Below are 15754 nucleotides of genomic sequence, written 5' to 3'. Positions count from 1 at the left end.
AGCATTTTCGTGTTTTGAAAAAGAAGGACACCCGGAAGCGGCAGATCAAAAGAGCCGTCCCAAAAGCACAAAACCCCTTTTGAGACGACTCTTTATAGTTGATTTAGTCAGCGATTGCTTGTGTAGCCGTAATTAACGCTAATTTATAAACATCCTCCGCATTACATCCGCGGGAAAGGTCGTTTACAGGAGCATTAAGTCCTTGCAGGATCGGTCCGACTGCATCAAAGTTTCCTAAACGCTGGGCAATTTTGTAACCGATGTTTCCAGCTTCAAGGCTCGGGAAGACAAATACAGTAGCCTGTCCTTTAATGACTGAATCCGGTGCTTTCTTTTCGGCAACAGATGGAACGAATGCTGCATCAAATTGTAATTCACCGTCAACCACTAATTGCGGATCGCGTTTCTTTGCTTCTTCAACTGCGGCAATCACCTTTTCTGTTTCAGGTGATTTTGCCGAACCTTTCGTTGAAAAGCTCAACATCGCCACACGCGGGTCGATATCAAACATTTTGGCTGTTTTCGCACTTTCAATTGCCGTTTCCGCTAAGTCATTGCTGTCTGGAACAATGTTTACCGCGCAGTCAGCAAATACATATCTTTCCTCTTCACGTACCATAACAAATGCGCCGGAAACCTTGCTGACACCCGGCTTTGTTTTAATAACTTGCAATGCCGGGCGAATCGTATCAGCAGTAGAGTGCGCAGCACCGCTGACAAGACCGTCTGCTTTGTTTGTATAAATCAGCATCGTCCCAAAATAATTTTCATCTAATAAAAGCTTGCGGGCCGCCTCTTCTGTCGCTTTTCCTTTACGGCGTTCAACAAATGCTGCAACAAGCTCATCCATTGCCGCATATGTTGCCGGATCATATATTTCAAGAGAATCACTGGAAAGATTTAATTCCTTTGCTTTTGCTTCTACCTGTTCAATATTGCCAATAACGATCGGCTGAACCACTTTATCCTCTGCTAAACGAACAGCAGCTGTTAACACCCGTTCATCCAATCCTTCTGGAAAAACAATTTTAATATTTTTACCGGACAATTTCTGCTTTAGTCCTGAAAATAAATCACTCATGATATGACCCCCTATAAAATGATACTTCCATCAGCACCAGTTCCCCACTGATGGTCAATCGCTTTGTGTGTAATGAATATTTTCCTTTACTAGGATACTCTTCCAACGCAAAAATTCAAGCAATTGGGCAAGGAATCTACCCTATTTCAAAATGTTCCACTATTGTCATATTTTTAAATAATCACACATTTATGGCGATAAATTACTTTATTACTATGTCCCGTTTTTTTAGAAATATTCTCCTAGCACCATTGTAACGGCTTTCCTTATGACTTTTGGCAAAATTATGGTATAGTATTTTGTGGTAATGGCTTGTTTTAGCTTGACAACCATTAAGATGCAAAATGCAAATGGAAGTTAAATACGCAGCAAGGGGTGTTATGTATGAGCGAAGCAGCAAAAACATTAGATGGATGGTATTGTTTGCATGATTTCCGTACCGTTGATTGGACAACCTGGAAGATGCTTTCAAGCGAGGAAAGAGAAGAAGCTATTAATGAATTCCAAGGTCTGGTAGACAAATGGAATACAACTCAGGAAGAGAAAAAAGGCAGCCATGCTCTTTATACAATCGTTGGTCAAAAGGCAGATTTTATGATGATGATTCTCCGCCCTACAATGGAGGAATTAAATGAGATTGAAACTGAATTTAATAAATCAAAACTAGCCGAGTTTACGATCCCGGCTCATTCTTATGTATCTGTCGTTGAGCTTAGCAACTATCTGCCGTCTGACGAAGATCCATACCAAAATCCGCAGATTCAGTCGCGTTTGTATCCTATTCTGCCACAGGCGAATTATGTTTGCTTCTATCCGATGGACAAACGCCGCCAGGGAAATGATAACTGGTACATGCTTCCAATGGAAGAGCGCAGATCTTTAATGCGCAGCCATGGCATGATCGGCCGCCAATATGCTGGTAAGGTGAAACAAATCATCACCGGCTCTGTTGGTTTCGATGACTTTGAATGGGGCGTCACCCTGTTTGCAGACGATGTACTGCAATTTAAAAAGCTTGTTTATGAAATGCGCTTTGATGAGGTAAGTGCACGTTACGGAGAATTCGGTTCTTTCTTTGTCGGCAATCTTCTTCAAGAAGAACGTATCCGTCCTTTCCTTACAGTTTAAATGAAATTATAAGAGACTGGCAATGTCAGTCTCTTTTTTTTTGGTATAATCAGGTCCCCATGACCATATCCATAGGTTAGTGAGTAATTTATTTGATTTTTTTCTTCAGGCTCGCCCAGAGAGATTTTTTATCATAACTCAATGATAATTAGGGAACATCTTTGATGATACTTTTTTACCTGAGCCAGATGTGCTGATGAATGCTTTTCGCTTTTTTACACAGTCCAAATTTAAGGGGATTAATGATTAGGAGGGAATGGAATGAGTCAATCAGGTTATGGGCAATATGGCGGTTATCAGCCATACTCATCCTATGGATATTCAAAGGCGCCGGCGCCGTATTATGGAGGTCCCGCAGCACAAATGCCGGCAGGAGGATATCCTCCGCTTGGAACTGGAGCGGGAGGAATGCCGCCTGCTGGAACTGGCGGTTTTCCGCCTGTTGGTGCTGCAACAGGCGGCGGTGCTGCTCCGACAACCGGGGTGGATGTTCCGGGAATGCTGCCAACGGAACAGTCCTATATCGAAAACATCCTGCGCTTAAATAAAGGAAAGCTGGTTAATGTCTATACTACCTTTGAAAATAACAAAGAATGGAATGCGAAAATCTTTCGAGGATTGATTGAAGCCGCCGGGCGCGATCATTTAATTATCAGTGACCCGCAGTCAGGTGCAAGATACTTAATCCCAATGGTTTATCTTGATTATGTCCAGTTTGACGAGGAAATTGAATATGAATATCCGTTTGGTTCATCACCGGGATTAGCGACATATCCGCCGCGATGACAGCCAATGAAAAAGGCGCTTGATCCGCGGATCAAACGCCTTTTTATTACAAATATTTCTTCGCTGCAATCACCATGAACAGCCATGAAAGGATAAATGATACCCCGCCAAGTGGTGTAATGGCTCCTAATATACTGATCTTCGTTACAGCTAATACATACAGACTGCCGGAAAACAAGATAATTCCAATGAACATTAACCAGCCTGACCACTTAAGCAGACTGCTATGCGGCAATTTCCCGGCAAGAATCCCGGCAGCTAACAGCCCGACAGAATGCAGCATTTGATAAGTAACAGCTTTTCCCCAGACATCGATATAATACGCTTCAAGCCTTCCCTCTAAAATATGGGCACCAAATGCACCTAAAGCAACCGACAGCATCGCATTAATGGCTCCCAGCATAATAAAAACTCTCATAATCTTCTCTCCCCTTTTCCTTGTCCTATATATTTTTTCAATCAACAGTTCTTCTAAAAATCAAATATCGATTCCCCGTTGGCTTCATCTTCCATCACCATGCGTTCCTGACGCGGCATCATTTGCGGTGCTTTTTGCGGCACGAATGATTGCTGCAAGGGCTTGTTAACAGTAACCGTTTCAACACTTTTCACAGCTGGTGATTCATCTAAAATCAATTCACAAATGGCCTTCATCGCCTGTGCTCTTTCGCGAATTTTCGCAGTTGAACCGGCTCTTTTCGCCGCTTCCAGCTCTGCACCAATTTTATCTAGGAGCTTGTTTACTGAAATATCCATATTAACCCCCGCTCTAACCTTTCTCTTCCCTTTTACTCTTTTCTATTTTACATGAGTCAACCGGCGAAATACAGCGGAAACGCCTCGATAGCCTGACAAACAAATCGTTTTTCACATAATAACCGACACCCCACGCTATGTTTCACGTGAAACAAATTTATCAAATCCGGCACAATTTGCAAAAATGGAGGATCAAGTCCCGAAGAAAGCAGAGACAGCAAGCATTTTGTCCTATTTGTGCTTCATGTTATATGCACCATGTCCGTTATGTGAGATAATATTCTTAAGAATTGGAATATTTTAAAAGTGGGAGAGGGGATGAATAGATGAAGAATATTTTTAAGGAATTGTTTCAGTCCAACCGCATTTCTCAAACTGAGCAATACGGAGTTGTGATCATTACAGAAAATCCGGAGAAAGATTCCGTGCTATATCAAGAGGAATTGCGTGCGATGATGCGCTATCATCACGTCGTTAAATATCATGAAATAAGTGCTGAGGAAATCCGGAATATCGCTCCTCATCTTCCATTGGACAAACTCCCGGCTTTTGCCCTTATCCGTGAAGGAATCTACCGCAGCGAATCGCTGAAATCCCGGCTTGAAGATACAATCGTTTGTTCTGCAAAAACCGGCGAGATCATTGTCATGATTGAGTTATTAGGACAGCAAAAATAAGAATAAACACAGTCAAATATCTTAGTAAGCAAAAAAAGGAATCCATGGATTCCTTTTTTCTGCGTACAGGGACGTCAGCCCAATATCCGGTTATAGATCGTTTTCGCGGCGGTCATATCCTTCGTCCCGTGGATCAGAGCCCGTCCGTCCTTGAAAATCACTATGCGCTCGGCACCTGTTTCAACAGACAGCAAATAGGGATTTCCTTTTACTCCGAAGCCCGCAGACACAAGCTGGTTTGCTAAGTCTTCTAACTGAATCTCCACCGTCTTTGGCGGCCGTACCTGAACGGTGTTCCGCCCGCAGAGAACTGTTGACTTCGTCAGATTCTCCGCTTCTAAATAAGGATAGGTTGGCTGGGTTCCGCATGATAGGCAGCCTTCATCCTTTGCTTTAGACATCTTGATGCTGGAATATTGATTCCGCCATAGATCGAAGCTGACAAACGAAGTCCGGACTGCGTCCCAATCCTCAACAAGGATTTTCATTGCCTCTGCCGTTTGGTGTGCCGTAACCATGCCGACTGCCGGTGAAATAATACCCGCAGTATCACAGGTCAGCCCCTGCATGGGGATCGCTTTTAAGAGGCAGTTTAAGCAAGGCGTTTTCCCGGGGATAATGGTAAAGCTCATGCCGTAGCTTCCGACACAGGCCCCGTACACCCAGGGGATCTTATATTTTTGTGAAATATCGTTTATCGCCATTCTTGTCTCAAAATTATCGGTCGCATCGATAATCAAATCAACGCCATTAATAAGCTCCTCCAGCCTTTGCGGATTGGCATCACCGATAACAGAAATAATTTCAACATCAGAGTTAATTTCCCTTAAGCGCTTTTCTGCTGCTGCCGCCTTCGGAAGCTTTTCTTTCACATCGCTCTCCGTATAGAGCTGCTGCCGCTGCAGGTTGCTTTCCTCAATATAATCCCGATCGACAATCGTCAGCTTGCCGACCCCTGCCCTTGTCAGCATTTCCGCATTTCCTGATCCCAGTGCCCCTGCCCCGATAATCAAACAATGCTTAGCGCTGATTTTTTTCTGTCCTTCTTTCCCAATAGGGGTAAATAAAATCTGCCGAGAATATCGTTCAGACATCTTCCTGCTTCACCTTCTCCGTTCTGAGCAAAATGATTCGTCAGCCGGTATTTTAAACCAGCCATTTTCAGTATTTCGCCTCAGCCGCCACTGACAGGAGGAATAAAGGCAATCGTATCGCCTTCCTGGATCACTTCACTGTCTGTCGCAAATTCTTCATTAATCGCGACCATCACAGTCTCCAATTTTTGCAGACCATAGGTTTCTGAAACGATCTGCTTCACTTCGGCAACGGATTTGCCGCTGACATCCATTTCTACACTGTCCTGACCGACTGCGTCACGCAAATGGGCAAAAAACAAAATTTTACTCATTTAAATCACCCTCCTCTGGCTTTCCTGAAGGATAGGCCACTGTTTCCAGCTGGTTTCCTACCCATTCCTCGCCATCTTCCCAATGCTCTTTCTTCCAAATCGGGACGATTTCCTTAATCCTTTCAATCGCATAACGGTTTGCTTCATAAGCATCGGCGCGGTGCGGCGTTGATACGGCAATCACAACGGCAATATCGGTAATATCCAGCCTGCCGACCCGGTGGGTAATGGCGACGCAGGCATCCGCCCACTTTGCCTCGATTTCCCGGCCTATCTGCTCCAGCTTTTTCACGGCCATTTCCTCATATGCTTCATAAATCAGATAGAGGGTCCTTTTCCCGTGTGTCAGTTCTCTGACCGTGCCGATAAAGGTGGTAATGGCCCCGGCTTCACGCTGCACTACTTTATCGATGACCTGCTGTGTATTTATCGGTTCCTTCGATATTTCAAAAAATTTCATGATTAAAACCTCCGCTGGATTTTTCCCTTCATGGGGAAAATCCTCATTCCCCACAATTATTATTAATGAAATGAATAGCTCTTTGATAATGCTCCCTATTATTCATATTAAAAAAGTACTGCTCCTCATTCGGCAATCCGAGGCTCGCCAATACATCCTTGGTTATTATTTTAGCCTCAACCTTTTTCAAAAAGCGCCACATTCCTAATTCCCTTTTCTCCAGTGACTTCCTTACTTCCGCTAACACTTCCCTGCGGTAGGCCGCAAACAGCGGATGGCTTGTTTCATCTATCTGCGGCACGGCCGCTTGGCTTTCATCAAGACAGGCCAGCAGATAACGGCCCAGTTCGACAGAGATAAAAGGCATATCGCAGGCGACAATTAGATTGTATTCCGTTTTAGATGCCGTCAAGCCTGCCTCCACACCGGCGAGTGGACCCATTTCCCTCCAATGATCCCCAATCATCGGTACCTGTAAAAACTCGTAATCTGCATATGTATTGGTGACGAGCAGCACCTCATCAGTGATGTCCCCAAGTTTTTCGACAATCCCTTCAATCACTTTTCTCCCATTGAGATCAAGTAGTGCCTTGTTTGTCCCCATTCTGCTGGATTTTCCGCCCGCAAGTATGATTCCCGTTGTTTTCACCGTTCAAGCACCTCTTAGTCCGTACTCTGTAACACCGCTAAGCCAAATCCCTTTTTCTGTGCAATAAAGTATAGCTGAATCAACGGCAGATTTTTTTCGGTATCGCGCTCATTTATTTTAAGATATATACAAACTTTAGTATATCCTTTACCGATACTCAGTAACTTAAATCACTCCTAAAAGATAAATTTTAGGCTCTGTTAAACTTGGTTGTTGATTTCCGTTCCAAGCACTTCGCTTTCCGCTCATCTACGCCTGAGCCTCCTCGCCACTTCGTGCCTGCGGGGTCTCGTCTATCTCGCTGTTCCCGCAGGACATTGAATAAGCTTCCTCGAATCCGCCCACGCACGATGAAAATGCGCTAGCATTTTCGGAGGAGTCTTCGTGCCTTCCACTCCAATCAACAAAGTCCTCCAAAATCAACATTGACCTTTAACACAGCCAAATTTTAAAAAGGAACGGAACGAAAAAAACAGCCGCCCCGCATAGGGGACCGCTATTTTTTCATGACCGCACACTATTTGCTTGGATATGTCCAAAAACGCTCATGATGGACCCGTTCTACCGCCTCAAGGTCACCTTGCTCGTATTTCTTCACAACCCCTGTAATTAACGTCGCTTGTGATTGATGGGACGTAAGGGACGCTATTTTTATATGGGCAAACTGGCTGACATCATGATGGATATCCGGCTGACCGATTGCATCCTCGCAATGGTTTGCGAATGCAACCAAATGCAGCTTAGGACGCTCGCTTAGTGCAAGCCGTTCTACCGCTTTCACAACCACCGCACCGCAGGCATCATGGTCCGGGTGTACGGCATATCCCGGATAGAAGGAAATAATTAACGAAGGCTTTACTTCATTGATAATCGCCGTAATATCGCTAATAAGCTTTTCTTCATCTTCAAATTCAATTGTTTTATCCCGGTACCCCAGCATGCGGAGATCCTGCACGCCAATCGCTTTGGCAGAATTCTGCAGCTCCTCTTTGCGGATGAACGGCAGCGTCTCACGCGTTGCAAACGGCGGGGAGCCCATGTGGCGCCCCATTTCGCCCAACGTTAAACAGGCATATGTAACCGGTGTACCATTTGCAATATGGGCCGCCATTGTGCCGGAGACCCCAAATGCCTCATCATCAGGATGGGGAAAGACAACTAATACATGCCGTTCTTTTTCCATTCCATTAACTCCTCTTCTTTATTAAATTCCTGTTATTCAAACGGTGTTCTGCTAATCTCGAGGCAGACCGCGAGCTTTCCTTGATAGTCATGACCCGCTAATAATAAGCGCTCTTTCGCATCAACCTCAAAATGTGTAATTCCCTCGGCATAAATCCAGCCAAGCGGCATTTTTAAACCGATACGAAACGGACCCGTGCCGGTAATTTTTCCTCTCTCAACCTGCACAAGTGCATTGCGAATATAAGCCCCTGAGGAAAAGAAGGTTTCATCATGATGCGAAGCATAGGCCCCGTTTGTTGTTTCAAGATGAATGTACACATTCTGATTGATAAAGCGATCCAGCTCCTTTTGTACCGCTTGTGGCGTTACAGACTCCATTTTTATTCAGCCCCCTTCCATATCATGATCCATTTCAAAACCCAAATACAAAAAACGATATGTATATCTTACTAAAAAAGAATCGGAAAAGCGAAAAGCAAGGCTTCTAACAATAAAATGTACTGTCAAAAGCCATTTAGCTTTAACAAAGAATACACACGGATTTCATAAACGAATAAATACCTTTTGCATAATTCAAATAATGCTATCCCTATATATAGGGATTTACCCACCATTTGCAGAAATGGCTGAATTTCCAGCCCCAAATTATATCACAAAAACGTCACAATTCCCCTTGAAAGCTGTGATTTAAATCATAGGTGATCCAAAGTATCCGATCTACTATTAAAGAGGTATTTTAAATATAACTTAACACAATGCCTGAGGGGGGAAAAAGGTGAACAAACACATCATTACATTTGTCGTTAGTCTCTTTCTTGGTTTTGCCATCGGTGCTTTAGGGTTTAATCTTGTTGGCGCTACCGATGAAAAAGCTTCAGAGACAGCAGCAGATCCAGGAAAAACTGAAAGCGCTTCAAAAGAAGGCGCTGATGCAGCAAAGACCGAACAAGCAACTGCTACTGCTTCAGGAGAGGACACTATTTTTCAGAAAAAAGGCTGTCTTAGCTGTCACTCGATCAGCAAGCTTGACTTAGCAGGGGGTGCCACAGGTCCTGACCTTTCACAAGCCTATGTCAATGTTGAAGGAAAACATGGCAAACCAATCAATGAATTCCTGAAACAACCTACTTCAGCCGTAATGTCCGGCGTTATTGGCGGCAATCCGTTAACGGATGAAGAAATTAACGAAGTAGTCGAAATGCTAAAACAGGCTTCCGAAAAATAATCCAGTCTCTAGTCGTTCCATATCATGTGAAGTTTTTCCATATTAGCAGGTGACCTGATCATCTGCCCTAAATACCTGATACTAGGAGGGTTATAAATGAATAAATGGATTCCACCTGTTGCAGGTTTAGCAGCCGGAATTCTCGCTGCTACTCTTGTGTTTGGCGGCGGCGGTCCGAGAACAGAGCAAACTGCAACAAGTACGGCGAAAAACACGAACGCAGAAAAGGTTTATGTTCCATTCGGCGAAAAAGATGAATACTATTTAATGGCTTCCGGCGGACACTCCGGGCAAATGTTTGTTTACGGGGTTCCATCAATGCGTAAAATCCGGACCATCCCTGTTTTCTCGCCAGATTCAGCAACAGGCTATGGCTATGATGAACATTCAAAGAAAATGTTAGGCGATTTTACATGGGGTGACCTGCACCACCCGGCTATTTCTGAAACAAAAGGCGAATATGACGGTAAATACTTATTTGCCACAGACGTCGCTAACAGCCGTGCAGCCGTTGTAAACTTAGAAACTTTCACAACAAGAGATATCATTAATGTTCCTAACACGAGCGGACCTCACTGTGCGGCCTTCGTTACCGAGAACACTGAATATATGTTCCTGCCAACCCGCTTTGCTGTTCCAATCGGCAGTGAATATGCAAGCTTGGATGATTACAGCGAGAAATACCGCGGCGTAATGTCAGCCGTAACGTTTGATCAAGAAAAAGAAAAATTAAATGTCGCTTACCAAGTAGCTCTTCCGCCATGGTCTTATGACTTATCTGACGCTGGTAAAGGCATGTCAAGCGACTGGGCTGTTATGACAACCTACAACACAGAAGAAGCAACAACGAACCTGGAAATCAATGCATCACAGGCTGACCGCGACTATATCGTTCTCTTCAACTGGAAAGAGCTTGAAAAGATGATTCAAGACGGTAAGTACGATGAAGTAACAGGACAAAAAATGATCTTCCCTGAAAAACATAAAGGCGGTATTTACCTTGTACCAGTAGCAAAATCTCCGCACGGAGTTGACGTTACACCAGATGGCACACGCTTTATCGCTTCAGGTAAACTGGCACCTGCAATGACTGTATTCTCTTTCGAAAAAGCATTTGAAGCCGTTAAAAAAGGTGACTTCGAAGGCGAACGCAATGGAATTCCTGTGCTGAAATATGAATCTGTTATGGAAAGAGAAGTAAACCCTGAAAATGCCCTTGGACCGCTGCACACTCAATTTGATGATAAAGGCATGGCCCTTACAACGATGTTCATCTCTTCTGAAATTGTGAAATGGGATCCAAACACAGGTGAAACGTTAGACCGCGTGGCTGTTCAATATTCACCAGGACACGCAGCAGCTGCTGAAGGGGATACCGCTTCTCCAGATGGTAAATACATCGTTGCTCTGAACAAACTGGCAAAAGACACCTATCTATCTGTTGGACCATCACACCCAGAGTCGATGCAGTTAATCGATTTAGCGGGCAAGAAGATGGAAGTGATTCAATCTGCACCAGTTGACCCAGAACCGCACTACGCACAAATGATTAAAGCAGACAAGATTAAGACGATTTCTGTCTATGATATTGATAAGAAAAATCCTGATGCCATCTCCAGTAATGAAGATGCCAGAATTGAACGCAAAGGGAATGAAGTTCACGTCTATGGTACAGCAATGCGTTCTAAATTTACCTTTGACGCTAAAGCAAAACGCCCTGACGTCATTGAAGTAAATCAAGGCGATAAAGTATATATTCACTTAACCAATATCGACCTTGACCAGGATATTACCCATGGCTTCGGCATTAATAAGTATGACTTGAATATGGAAGTTCAGCCAGGACAAACGAATACCCTTGTCTTTACGGCAGATAAAGCTGGTACATTCCCGCTATACTGCACAAACTTCTGCTCAGCCTTACACCAAGAAATGTCAGGTTATCTGCTGGTCAAACCTAAATAATAAGGATTATAGATGTGAGGGTATCATATTGAATATGGTACCCTTCCCTCTATTACAATCAGGCTTGGTTAAACAATGCTGTTGACCCCTACTGAGACTACTAGCGATCAACATTAATCTTTAACACGGCCTTCTAAAAAAGGAAACTAGCATCCTGTTTTAACATAAACAAAGAAAGGCGTGTTCACAATGAAAGGAAAAAAACTCTCAGCCTTTTCATCCATTATGCTCGTGACAGCAGCACTGCTTATCGTCGTTTCGATATTCTTTCCCTGGTGGCGGATGGAGTTCTTTGCCCCGCAGTATCCGGAAGGATTAAATATTATCGTTTACCCTGACAGACTTGAAGGACAGCTTGATAATATCAATGCCTTGAATCATTATATCGGCATGGCAGAATTCGGCGAGGAAAATTTCCCTGAGCTGCAGTATCTTCCCTATTTAATCGGCGGATTGGCACTGCTCGTCTTAATCGGTGCGATTATTCGCAAAAAAGGCTATCTCTACTTTTTAATTGGCTTATGTATCGTTGGCGGGTCTGCCGGAGTCTGGGATTTGCACCACGCGCTAAAACAATTTGGCACAAACCTTGATCCAACAGCACCGATTGAAATGGATCCGTTTGTTCCTCCCATTATTGGGGAGAATATTATTGCCAACTTTACCACCCACAGCATTCTTGGAATCGGAACCTATTTTGTCATTGCGGCATTCATTTTACTATTAATTCCTTTATGGAAGGAACGGAAACAATGAAAAAACACATGCTCTTATTTTTCATCACAGCAATGATCGTATTCGCCTCACCAAATAAGAATATGGCTGCAGACAATGTACAGTCCATGATTGATTCCCTCGAGGAAGGTGCGGTCTTGCAGCTTGAAGATAAGACGTATGAAGGAAATATTGTGATCGACAAGCCGATGACGCTCATCGGCAGCAAGAAAACTGTCATCAAAGGAGACGGGACGGGAAATGTCATTTCCGTCCGCGCCCCCGGGGTGACCCTGAAAAACTTCACCGTCACACACGGCAGCATGAACCGCAACACATCCGAGGAATTTGCTGCGGTGAAGGTTTACAGCAACAACAACATCATTGACGGATTAACCATCAGCGATTCTTTCCACGGTGTTTATTTAAGCCAGGCCCATCACAATCTCCTGCAAAACGTGACCGTAACCGGCATGGGCAAAGGAATCATAGCCGAGCAAGGAAATGGGCTGCATATTTATTATGCAAATGATAACACATTGAAAAATAACACCATTAAAGAAACCAGGGATGGTATGTTCTTTGATCATGCAGACGGAAATATCAGCGACCATAATCATATCAGTGAGACACGCTATGGACTGCATTATATGTATTCCAACAAAAATACGTTTAAACACAATACTTTTACCTTTAATACCGGCGGTGCCGCGATTATGCAATCGAATGAATTAACCTTGTCAGACAATGAGTTTATTTTTAACTACGGATATAAATCATTCGGTCTCTTGCTCCTGTCATCCAATGATTCAACCATTGAAAATAACCTTTTCTTTTTAAACCAGAGGGGTCTCTATATTGATCAAGCAACGAGGGATCTCTATAAAAACAATCAGATTATAAAAAATCAAGTCGGTGTTGAGCTTTGGGCCAGCTCCAATGAACAAATCTTTACCTTAAATCAGATTGAGGAAAATACAATTCCTGTTGCCACACTCGGAGGCCAGGGACGTAACAGCTGGCACCTTAATGAGAAAGGAAATCAATGGGGAAGCACCTTTCCTTTAACCGATTTGGATGCGAATGGCATTGGCGACCAGCCCGTTACCTATTACTCCTCCTTAAACAAATTAATAGAGGAGCAGGAATTAACCTATTTATTTTTAAAAAGCCCGGCGATTGGCGTCTATGAAAAAATGAATGAACTATTTAACAATGAGGAAGCTATCTTCGAGGACCCTTATCCGCTGCCATCTGTTTCAGAGAAAACACAGGGCTGGATCTGGCTGGCGGCAGCAATAGTTGCCGCAGGTTTTATTTTACTAAAAGGGAGACATGTACTATGTTCTATATTTGGAAGGAATGGAAGGAGAACATAAGAGGAAAGGGATTGTGGTTTTTCTTAAGTATAATTATCCTTGTTTCAGTCAGCATTCTTGTGCAATCCTCAGAACTTTCCATTGAACAAGGATTCTACATTCTCCTAATTAACTTGTATGATTTACTGCTTTATTTCATTCCGATCCTTTGCCTGTTTCTCGGGGCCTTCTCGATATTTCAGGAAAAGGAACAGAAAACCTTTGTCATGCTGATATCAAAACAGGACAGCACAGGCAGCTTTTTATTGAAAAAAAGCATCGCCATCCAAAGCGTTTTACTTGGTGTTGTGCTCATCTGGTTCATGCTGTACTTAGCGCCGATAAAGTTCATGTTTTCGCTTGATTTCGGGAAATACCTCGTCTTTCTTACGGTTATTCTCAGCATGACGTTTATTTTTACGCAAATCGGTATTGCCATTGGCTCGTTCAGCCGCTCACGGATGCAAATTGTCGGCATTGCCATTTTCGTGTGGTTTTACTTTTTCTTTATGCATGATTTCATGCTCTTATCCTTTCTGCCTGATGTTACGTATGACAATGTTAAGCTCTTTTCCTTTGTCTTTTTTCTTAACCCGATTCAAACAGGGCGAATCTTTCTCGAAACTGGCTTAGAAGTGAATTCATTCGACCATATGTCAAAGCTCCTGCAGTCCTTTATGTGGACGAAGCCCGGAGTATTCATGCTCGCCAACTGGCTTCTATTATCATTGGTTTCATTCTTCACGGCACTTGGCTTAAACCGAAAGGAGGCAGCGGAATGATTGGCATTCAACAGCTGACACAAATGTATGGAACGAAGCTCGTCCTCGACCACGTTGATTTATTTATTGCGAAAAATGAAGTATGTGCCCTTATCGGCAGAAATGGTGCCGGGAAATCAACCTTAATCAACTGTCTTCTCGGGCTCCTTCCTGTTAAAAAGGGGAAAATCACGATCAATGACAAACTGGCGTCAGGTAAAAAAAGACCTCTCGGGGATATCGCTTATTTACCGGAGAAATTTGCTCTTTATCCCACGCTGACAGGAATGGAAAACATGATCTTTTTCGCCCAGGTTTCAGGAAAAAAGGCGGATGAGGAGAGAATTGCTCAGATCCTACAATCCGTAAGGCTGTGGGATGACCGCAACGCCCCTGTCAAAAGCTATTCAAAAGGAATGCTGCAGCGCCTTGGTCTGGCGATTACCCTTTATCAGGATGCACCGATTCTGATTTTGGATGAGCCGACCAGCGGTCTCGATCCAATGGGGAGAAGAGAAGTATTGGAAGTGCTGAGATCACTGCATGACAAAACGATTTTGCTATCTTCCCATCACATGGACGAAATTAAACAGATATGCTCCCATGTGGCTTTTTTAAATGAACATAAATTGGAGAAATATACGGTGGAAGACTTTATGAAACAGCAGAATTTAATGGAGGGAATACCGTCATGAAGAAATTATTCAGCATCAGCCTGATGGCACTGCTTATCCTCCTTGCCGGATGCGGCGGGAAGCCTGATTACGATGTAGAAATCAATCAGCCATTTGTTTATAAACAAGACCAGCCATCGACATTGGAAGTAGCCATTAAAGAAAATGGAAAAACAGCAACCGGTCTTAAGGTTCATGCCAAAATGGATATGCTTAATATGGACCACGGTACACAGGAAGTCGATTTAGAGGAAACAACAGACGGCTTTTACAGCGGCGACGTCGAGCTAAGTATGGCCGGAAAGTGGGAAATCGTCTTTACGATTGACAAAGACGGGAAGAAAGCAGAAGAAGTACTGGAATACGAAGTGAAGGAATCAAAAGGTGTCGCCACCGTTAATGGAGAGCTAATCACCCATGAGGATATTAAATTTTACCGCTTTATTAATAAACTTCATATCGCCATCGGCAAAGAGGAGAATAAGCAGAAATTACAAGGAAAGGAACTGGAGCAAGCAAATGCCTACCTCGATTCACAGGAAAAGCAGATTGAAAACCAGAATACCCTTCTGACCCAAATTATTCGTCTGCGGGCGATAGCCCTCCTCGGTGAAGAAAAAGGCTATAAAGCAGAGGAAGCTGAAGTGAAAGCAGAGATTGATAAGGTGCATGCCGATTATGAAAAATACGATGTTGCGAAGCAAATGATTTTAGAATACGGTGTCGAAGATTTCTGGACGAAACAGGAGCAGCAATACAAACTAATCGTCTTATCACAAAAAGTCCAGAACGATGTCATCAGCAAGGTAAAGAAGGAAAACCCTAACGTCAACGAACAGGAAATTCAATTCCTCGCCCAGAAACAATATGAGGAACTGCTTGTATCGCAGGTGAATTCGCTTGATATTAAAATATTATAGGTTGCAG

At 43.5% G+C, this 15754-nt stretch carries 19 protein-coding genes; 10 read left to right on the top strand and 9 right to left on the bottom strand.

Going from position 1 to position 15754, the window contains the following annotated elements; translation table 11 throughout:
- Positions 1 to 103 precede the first annotated feature (103 nt).
- Complete coding sequence (pta, locus tag HNR53_RS10440) at positions 104 to 1081, bottom strand: phosphate acetyltransferase (protein WP_184525636.1); 978 nt, start codon at positions 1079 to 1081, stop codon at positions 104 to 106.
- A gap of 384 nt (positions 1082 to 1465) precedes the next feature.
- Between pta and hemQ the strand changes: the two genes are divergently transcribed.
- Positions 1466 to 2209, top strand: a complete 744-nt coding sequence (gene hemQ, locus HNR53_RS10435; RefSeq protein ID WP_184525634.1) for a hydrogen peroxide-dependent heme synthase — start codon at positions 1466 to 1468, stop codon at positions 2207 to 2209.
- Between the two features lie 261 nt (positions 2210 to 2470).
- Entirely contained in the window at positions 2471 to 2995 is a 525-nt protein-coding gene (gerQ, locus tag HNR53_RS10430) for a spore coat protein GerQ (RefSeq protein WP_246439518.1), read from the top strand.
- A gap of 46 nt (positions 2996 to 3041) precedes the next feature.
- Here gerQ and HNR53_RS10425 read toward each other — a convergent pair whose 3' ends face one another.
- Both HNR53_RS10425 and HNR53_RS10420 read right to left on the bottom strand, forming a co-directional pair.
- On the bottom strand, positions 3042 to 3413 hold the full coding sequence (locus HNR53_RS10425) for a DUF423 domain-containing protein (RefSeq protein WP_184525632.1): 372 nt from the start codon (positions 3411 to 3413) through the stop codon (positions 3042 to 3044).
- Between the two features lie 53 nt (positions 3414 to 3466).
- The gene (locus HNR53_RS10420) at positions 3467 to 3751 is read right to left on the bottom strand and encodes a YwdI family protein (protein ID WP_184525630.1); all 285 of its coding nucleotides are present in this window, start codon (positions 3749 to 3751) and stop codon (positions 3467 to 3469) included.
- A 326-nt stretch (positions 3752 to 4077) separates the two neighbouring features.
- Between HNR53_RS10420 and HNR53_RS10415 the strand changes: the two genes are divergently transcribed.
- Entirely contained in the window at positions 4078 to 4428 is a 351-nt protein-coding gene (locus tag HNR53_RS10415; protein WP_184525628.1) for a hypothetical protein, read from the top strand.
- Between the two features lie 74 nt (positions 4429 to 4502).
- Here the strand turns inward: HNR53_RS10415 and HNR53_RS10410 are convergent, their stop codons facing one another.
- From HNR53_RS10410 to HNR53_RS10385, 6 genes are all read right to left on the bottom strand, one after another.
- Positions 4503 to 5522 carry a thiazole biosynthesis adenylyltransferase ThiF gene (locus HNR53_RS10410; protein ID WP_184525626.1) on the bottom strand — a complete coding sequence of 340 codons (1020 nt, stop codon included), beginning with the start codon at positions 5520 to 5522 and terminating at the stop codon, positions 4503 to 4505.
- Positions 5523 to 5602: 80 nt separating this feature from the next.
- Positions 5603 to 5836 (bottom strand): molybdopterin converting factor subunit 1, encoded by a 234-nt coding sequence (gene moaD, locus HNR53_RS10405; protein WP_184525624.1) that lies wholly within the window; start codon positions 5834 to 5836, stop codon positions 5603 to 5605.
- Positions 5829 to 6296: a molybdenum cofactor biosynthesis protein MoaE gene (locus tag HNR53_RS10400; protein ID WP_184525622.1), complete on the bottom strand. Its 468-nt coding sequence runs from the start codon at positions 6294 to 6296 to the stop codon at positions 5829 to 5831. Before HNR53_RS10400 ends, moaD begins: the two co-directional genes overlap by 8 nt.
- A gap of 43 nt (positions 6297 to 6339) precedes the next feature.
- Positions 6340 to 6945, bottom strand: coding sequence for an NTP transferase domain-containing protein (mobA, locus tag HNR53_RS10395; RefSeq protein ID WP_184525620.1), 606 nt, complete (start codon positions 6943 to 6945; stop codon positions 6340 to 6342).
- A gap of 517 nt (positions 6946 to 7462) precedes the next feature.
- Positions 7463 to 8128, bottom strand: coding sequence for a bacillithiol biosynthesis deacetylase BshB2 (bshB2, locus tag HNR53_RS10390; protein ID WP_184525618.1), 666 nt, complete (start codon positions 8126 to 8128; stop codon positions 7463 to 7465).
- 32 nt (positions 8129 to 8160) lie between these two features.
- Positions 8161 to 8508, bottom strand: a complete 348-nt coding sequence (locus tag HNR53_RS10385; RefSeq protein ID WP_184525616.1) for a YojF family protein — start codon at positions 8506 to 8508, stop codon at positions 8161 to 8163.
- Positions 8509 to 8905: 397 nt separating this feature from the next.
- Here HNR53_RS10385 and HNR53_RS23570 point away from each other — a divergent pair, with 397 nt between their 5' ends.
- From HNR53_RS23570 to HNR53_RS10350, 7 genes are all read left to right on the top strand, one after another.
- Entirely contained in the window at positions 8906 to 9355 is a 450-nt protein-coding gene (locus HNR53_RS23570; RefSeq protein WP_184525614.1) for a c-type cytochrome, read from the top strand.
- A gap of 96 nt (positions 9356 to 9451) precedes the next feature.
- Complete coding sequence (gene nosZ, locus HNR53_RS10375) at positions 9452 to 11320, top strand: Sec-dependent nitrous-oxide reductase (protein WP_184525612.1); 1869 nt, start codon at positions 9452 to 9454, stop codon at positions 11318 to 11320.
- A gap of 189 nt (positions 11321 to 11509) precedes the next feature.
- Complete coding sequence (locus HNR53_RS10370) at positions 11510 to 12076, top strand: hypothetical protein (protein ID WP_184525610.1); 567 nt, start codon at positions 11510 to 11512, stop codon at positions 12074 to 12076.
- Positions 12073 to 13413 carry a nitrous oxide reductase family maturation protein NosD gene (gene nosD, locus HNR53_RS10365; protein ID WP_184525608.1) on the top strand — a complete coding sequence of 447 codons (1341 nt, stop codon included), beginning with the start codon at positions 12073 to 12075 and terminating at the stop codon, positions 13411 to 13413. The genes HNR53_RS10370 and nosD overlap by 4 nt, the downstream gene beginning before the upstream one ends.
- Complete coding sequence (locus HNR53_RS10360; RefSeq protein WP_184525606.1) at positions 13377 to 14174, top strand: ABC transporter permease; 798 nt, start codon at positions 13377 to 13379, stop codon at positions 14172 to 14174. Before nosD ends, HNR53_RS10360 begins: the two co-directional genes overlap by 37 nt.
- Positions 14171 to 14848, top strand: a complete 678-nt coding sequence (locus HNR53_RS10355) for an ABC transporter ATP-binding protein (protein ID WP_184525604.1) — start codon at positions 14171 to 14173, stop codon at positions 14846 to 14848. The genes HNR53_RS10360 and HNR53_RS10355 overlap by 4 nt, the downstream gene beginning before the upstream one ends.
- Positions 14845 to 15747, top strand: coding sequence for a FixH family protein (locus HNR53_RS10350; protein WP_184525602.1), 903 nt, complete (start codon positions 14845 to 14847; stop codon positions 15745 to 15747). The genes HNR53_RS10355 and HNR53_RS10350 overlap by 4 nt, the downstream gene beginning before the upstream one ends.
- The last annotated feature ends 7 nt before the right edge of the window (positions 15748 to 15754 follow it).

Source organism: Bacillus benzoevorans (assembly GCF_014207535.1).
In the GTDB taxonomy this organism is placed as follows: domain Bacteria; phylum Bacillota; class Bacilli; order Bacillales; family Cytobacillaceae; genus Bacillus_BD; species Bacillus_BD benzoevorans.
Note: the sequence above shows the minus strand (reverse complement) of the source record. Positions and strands in the feature narration are given on the sequence as shown.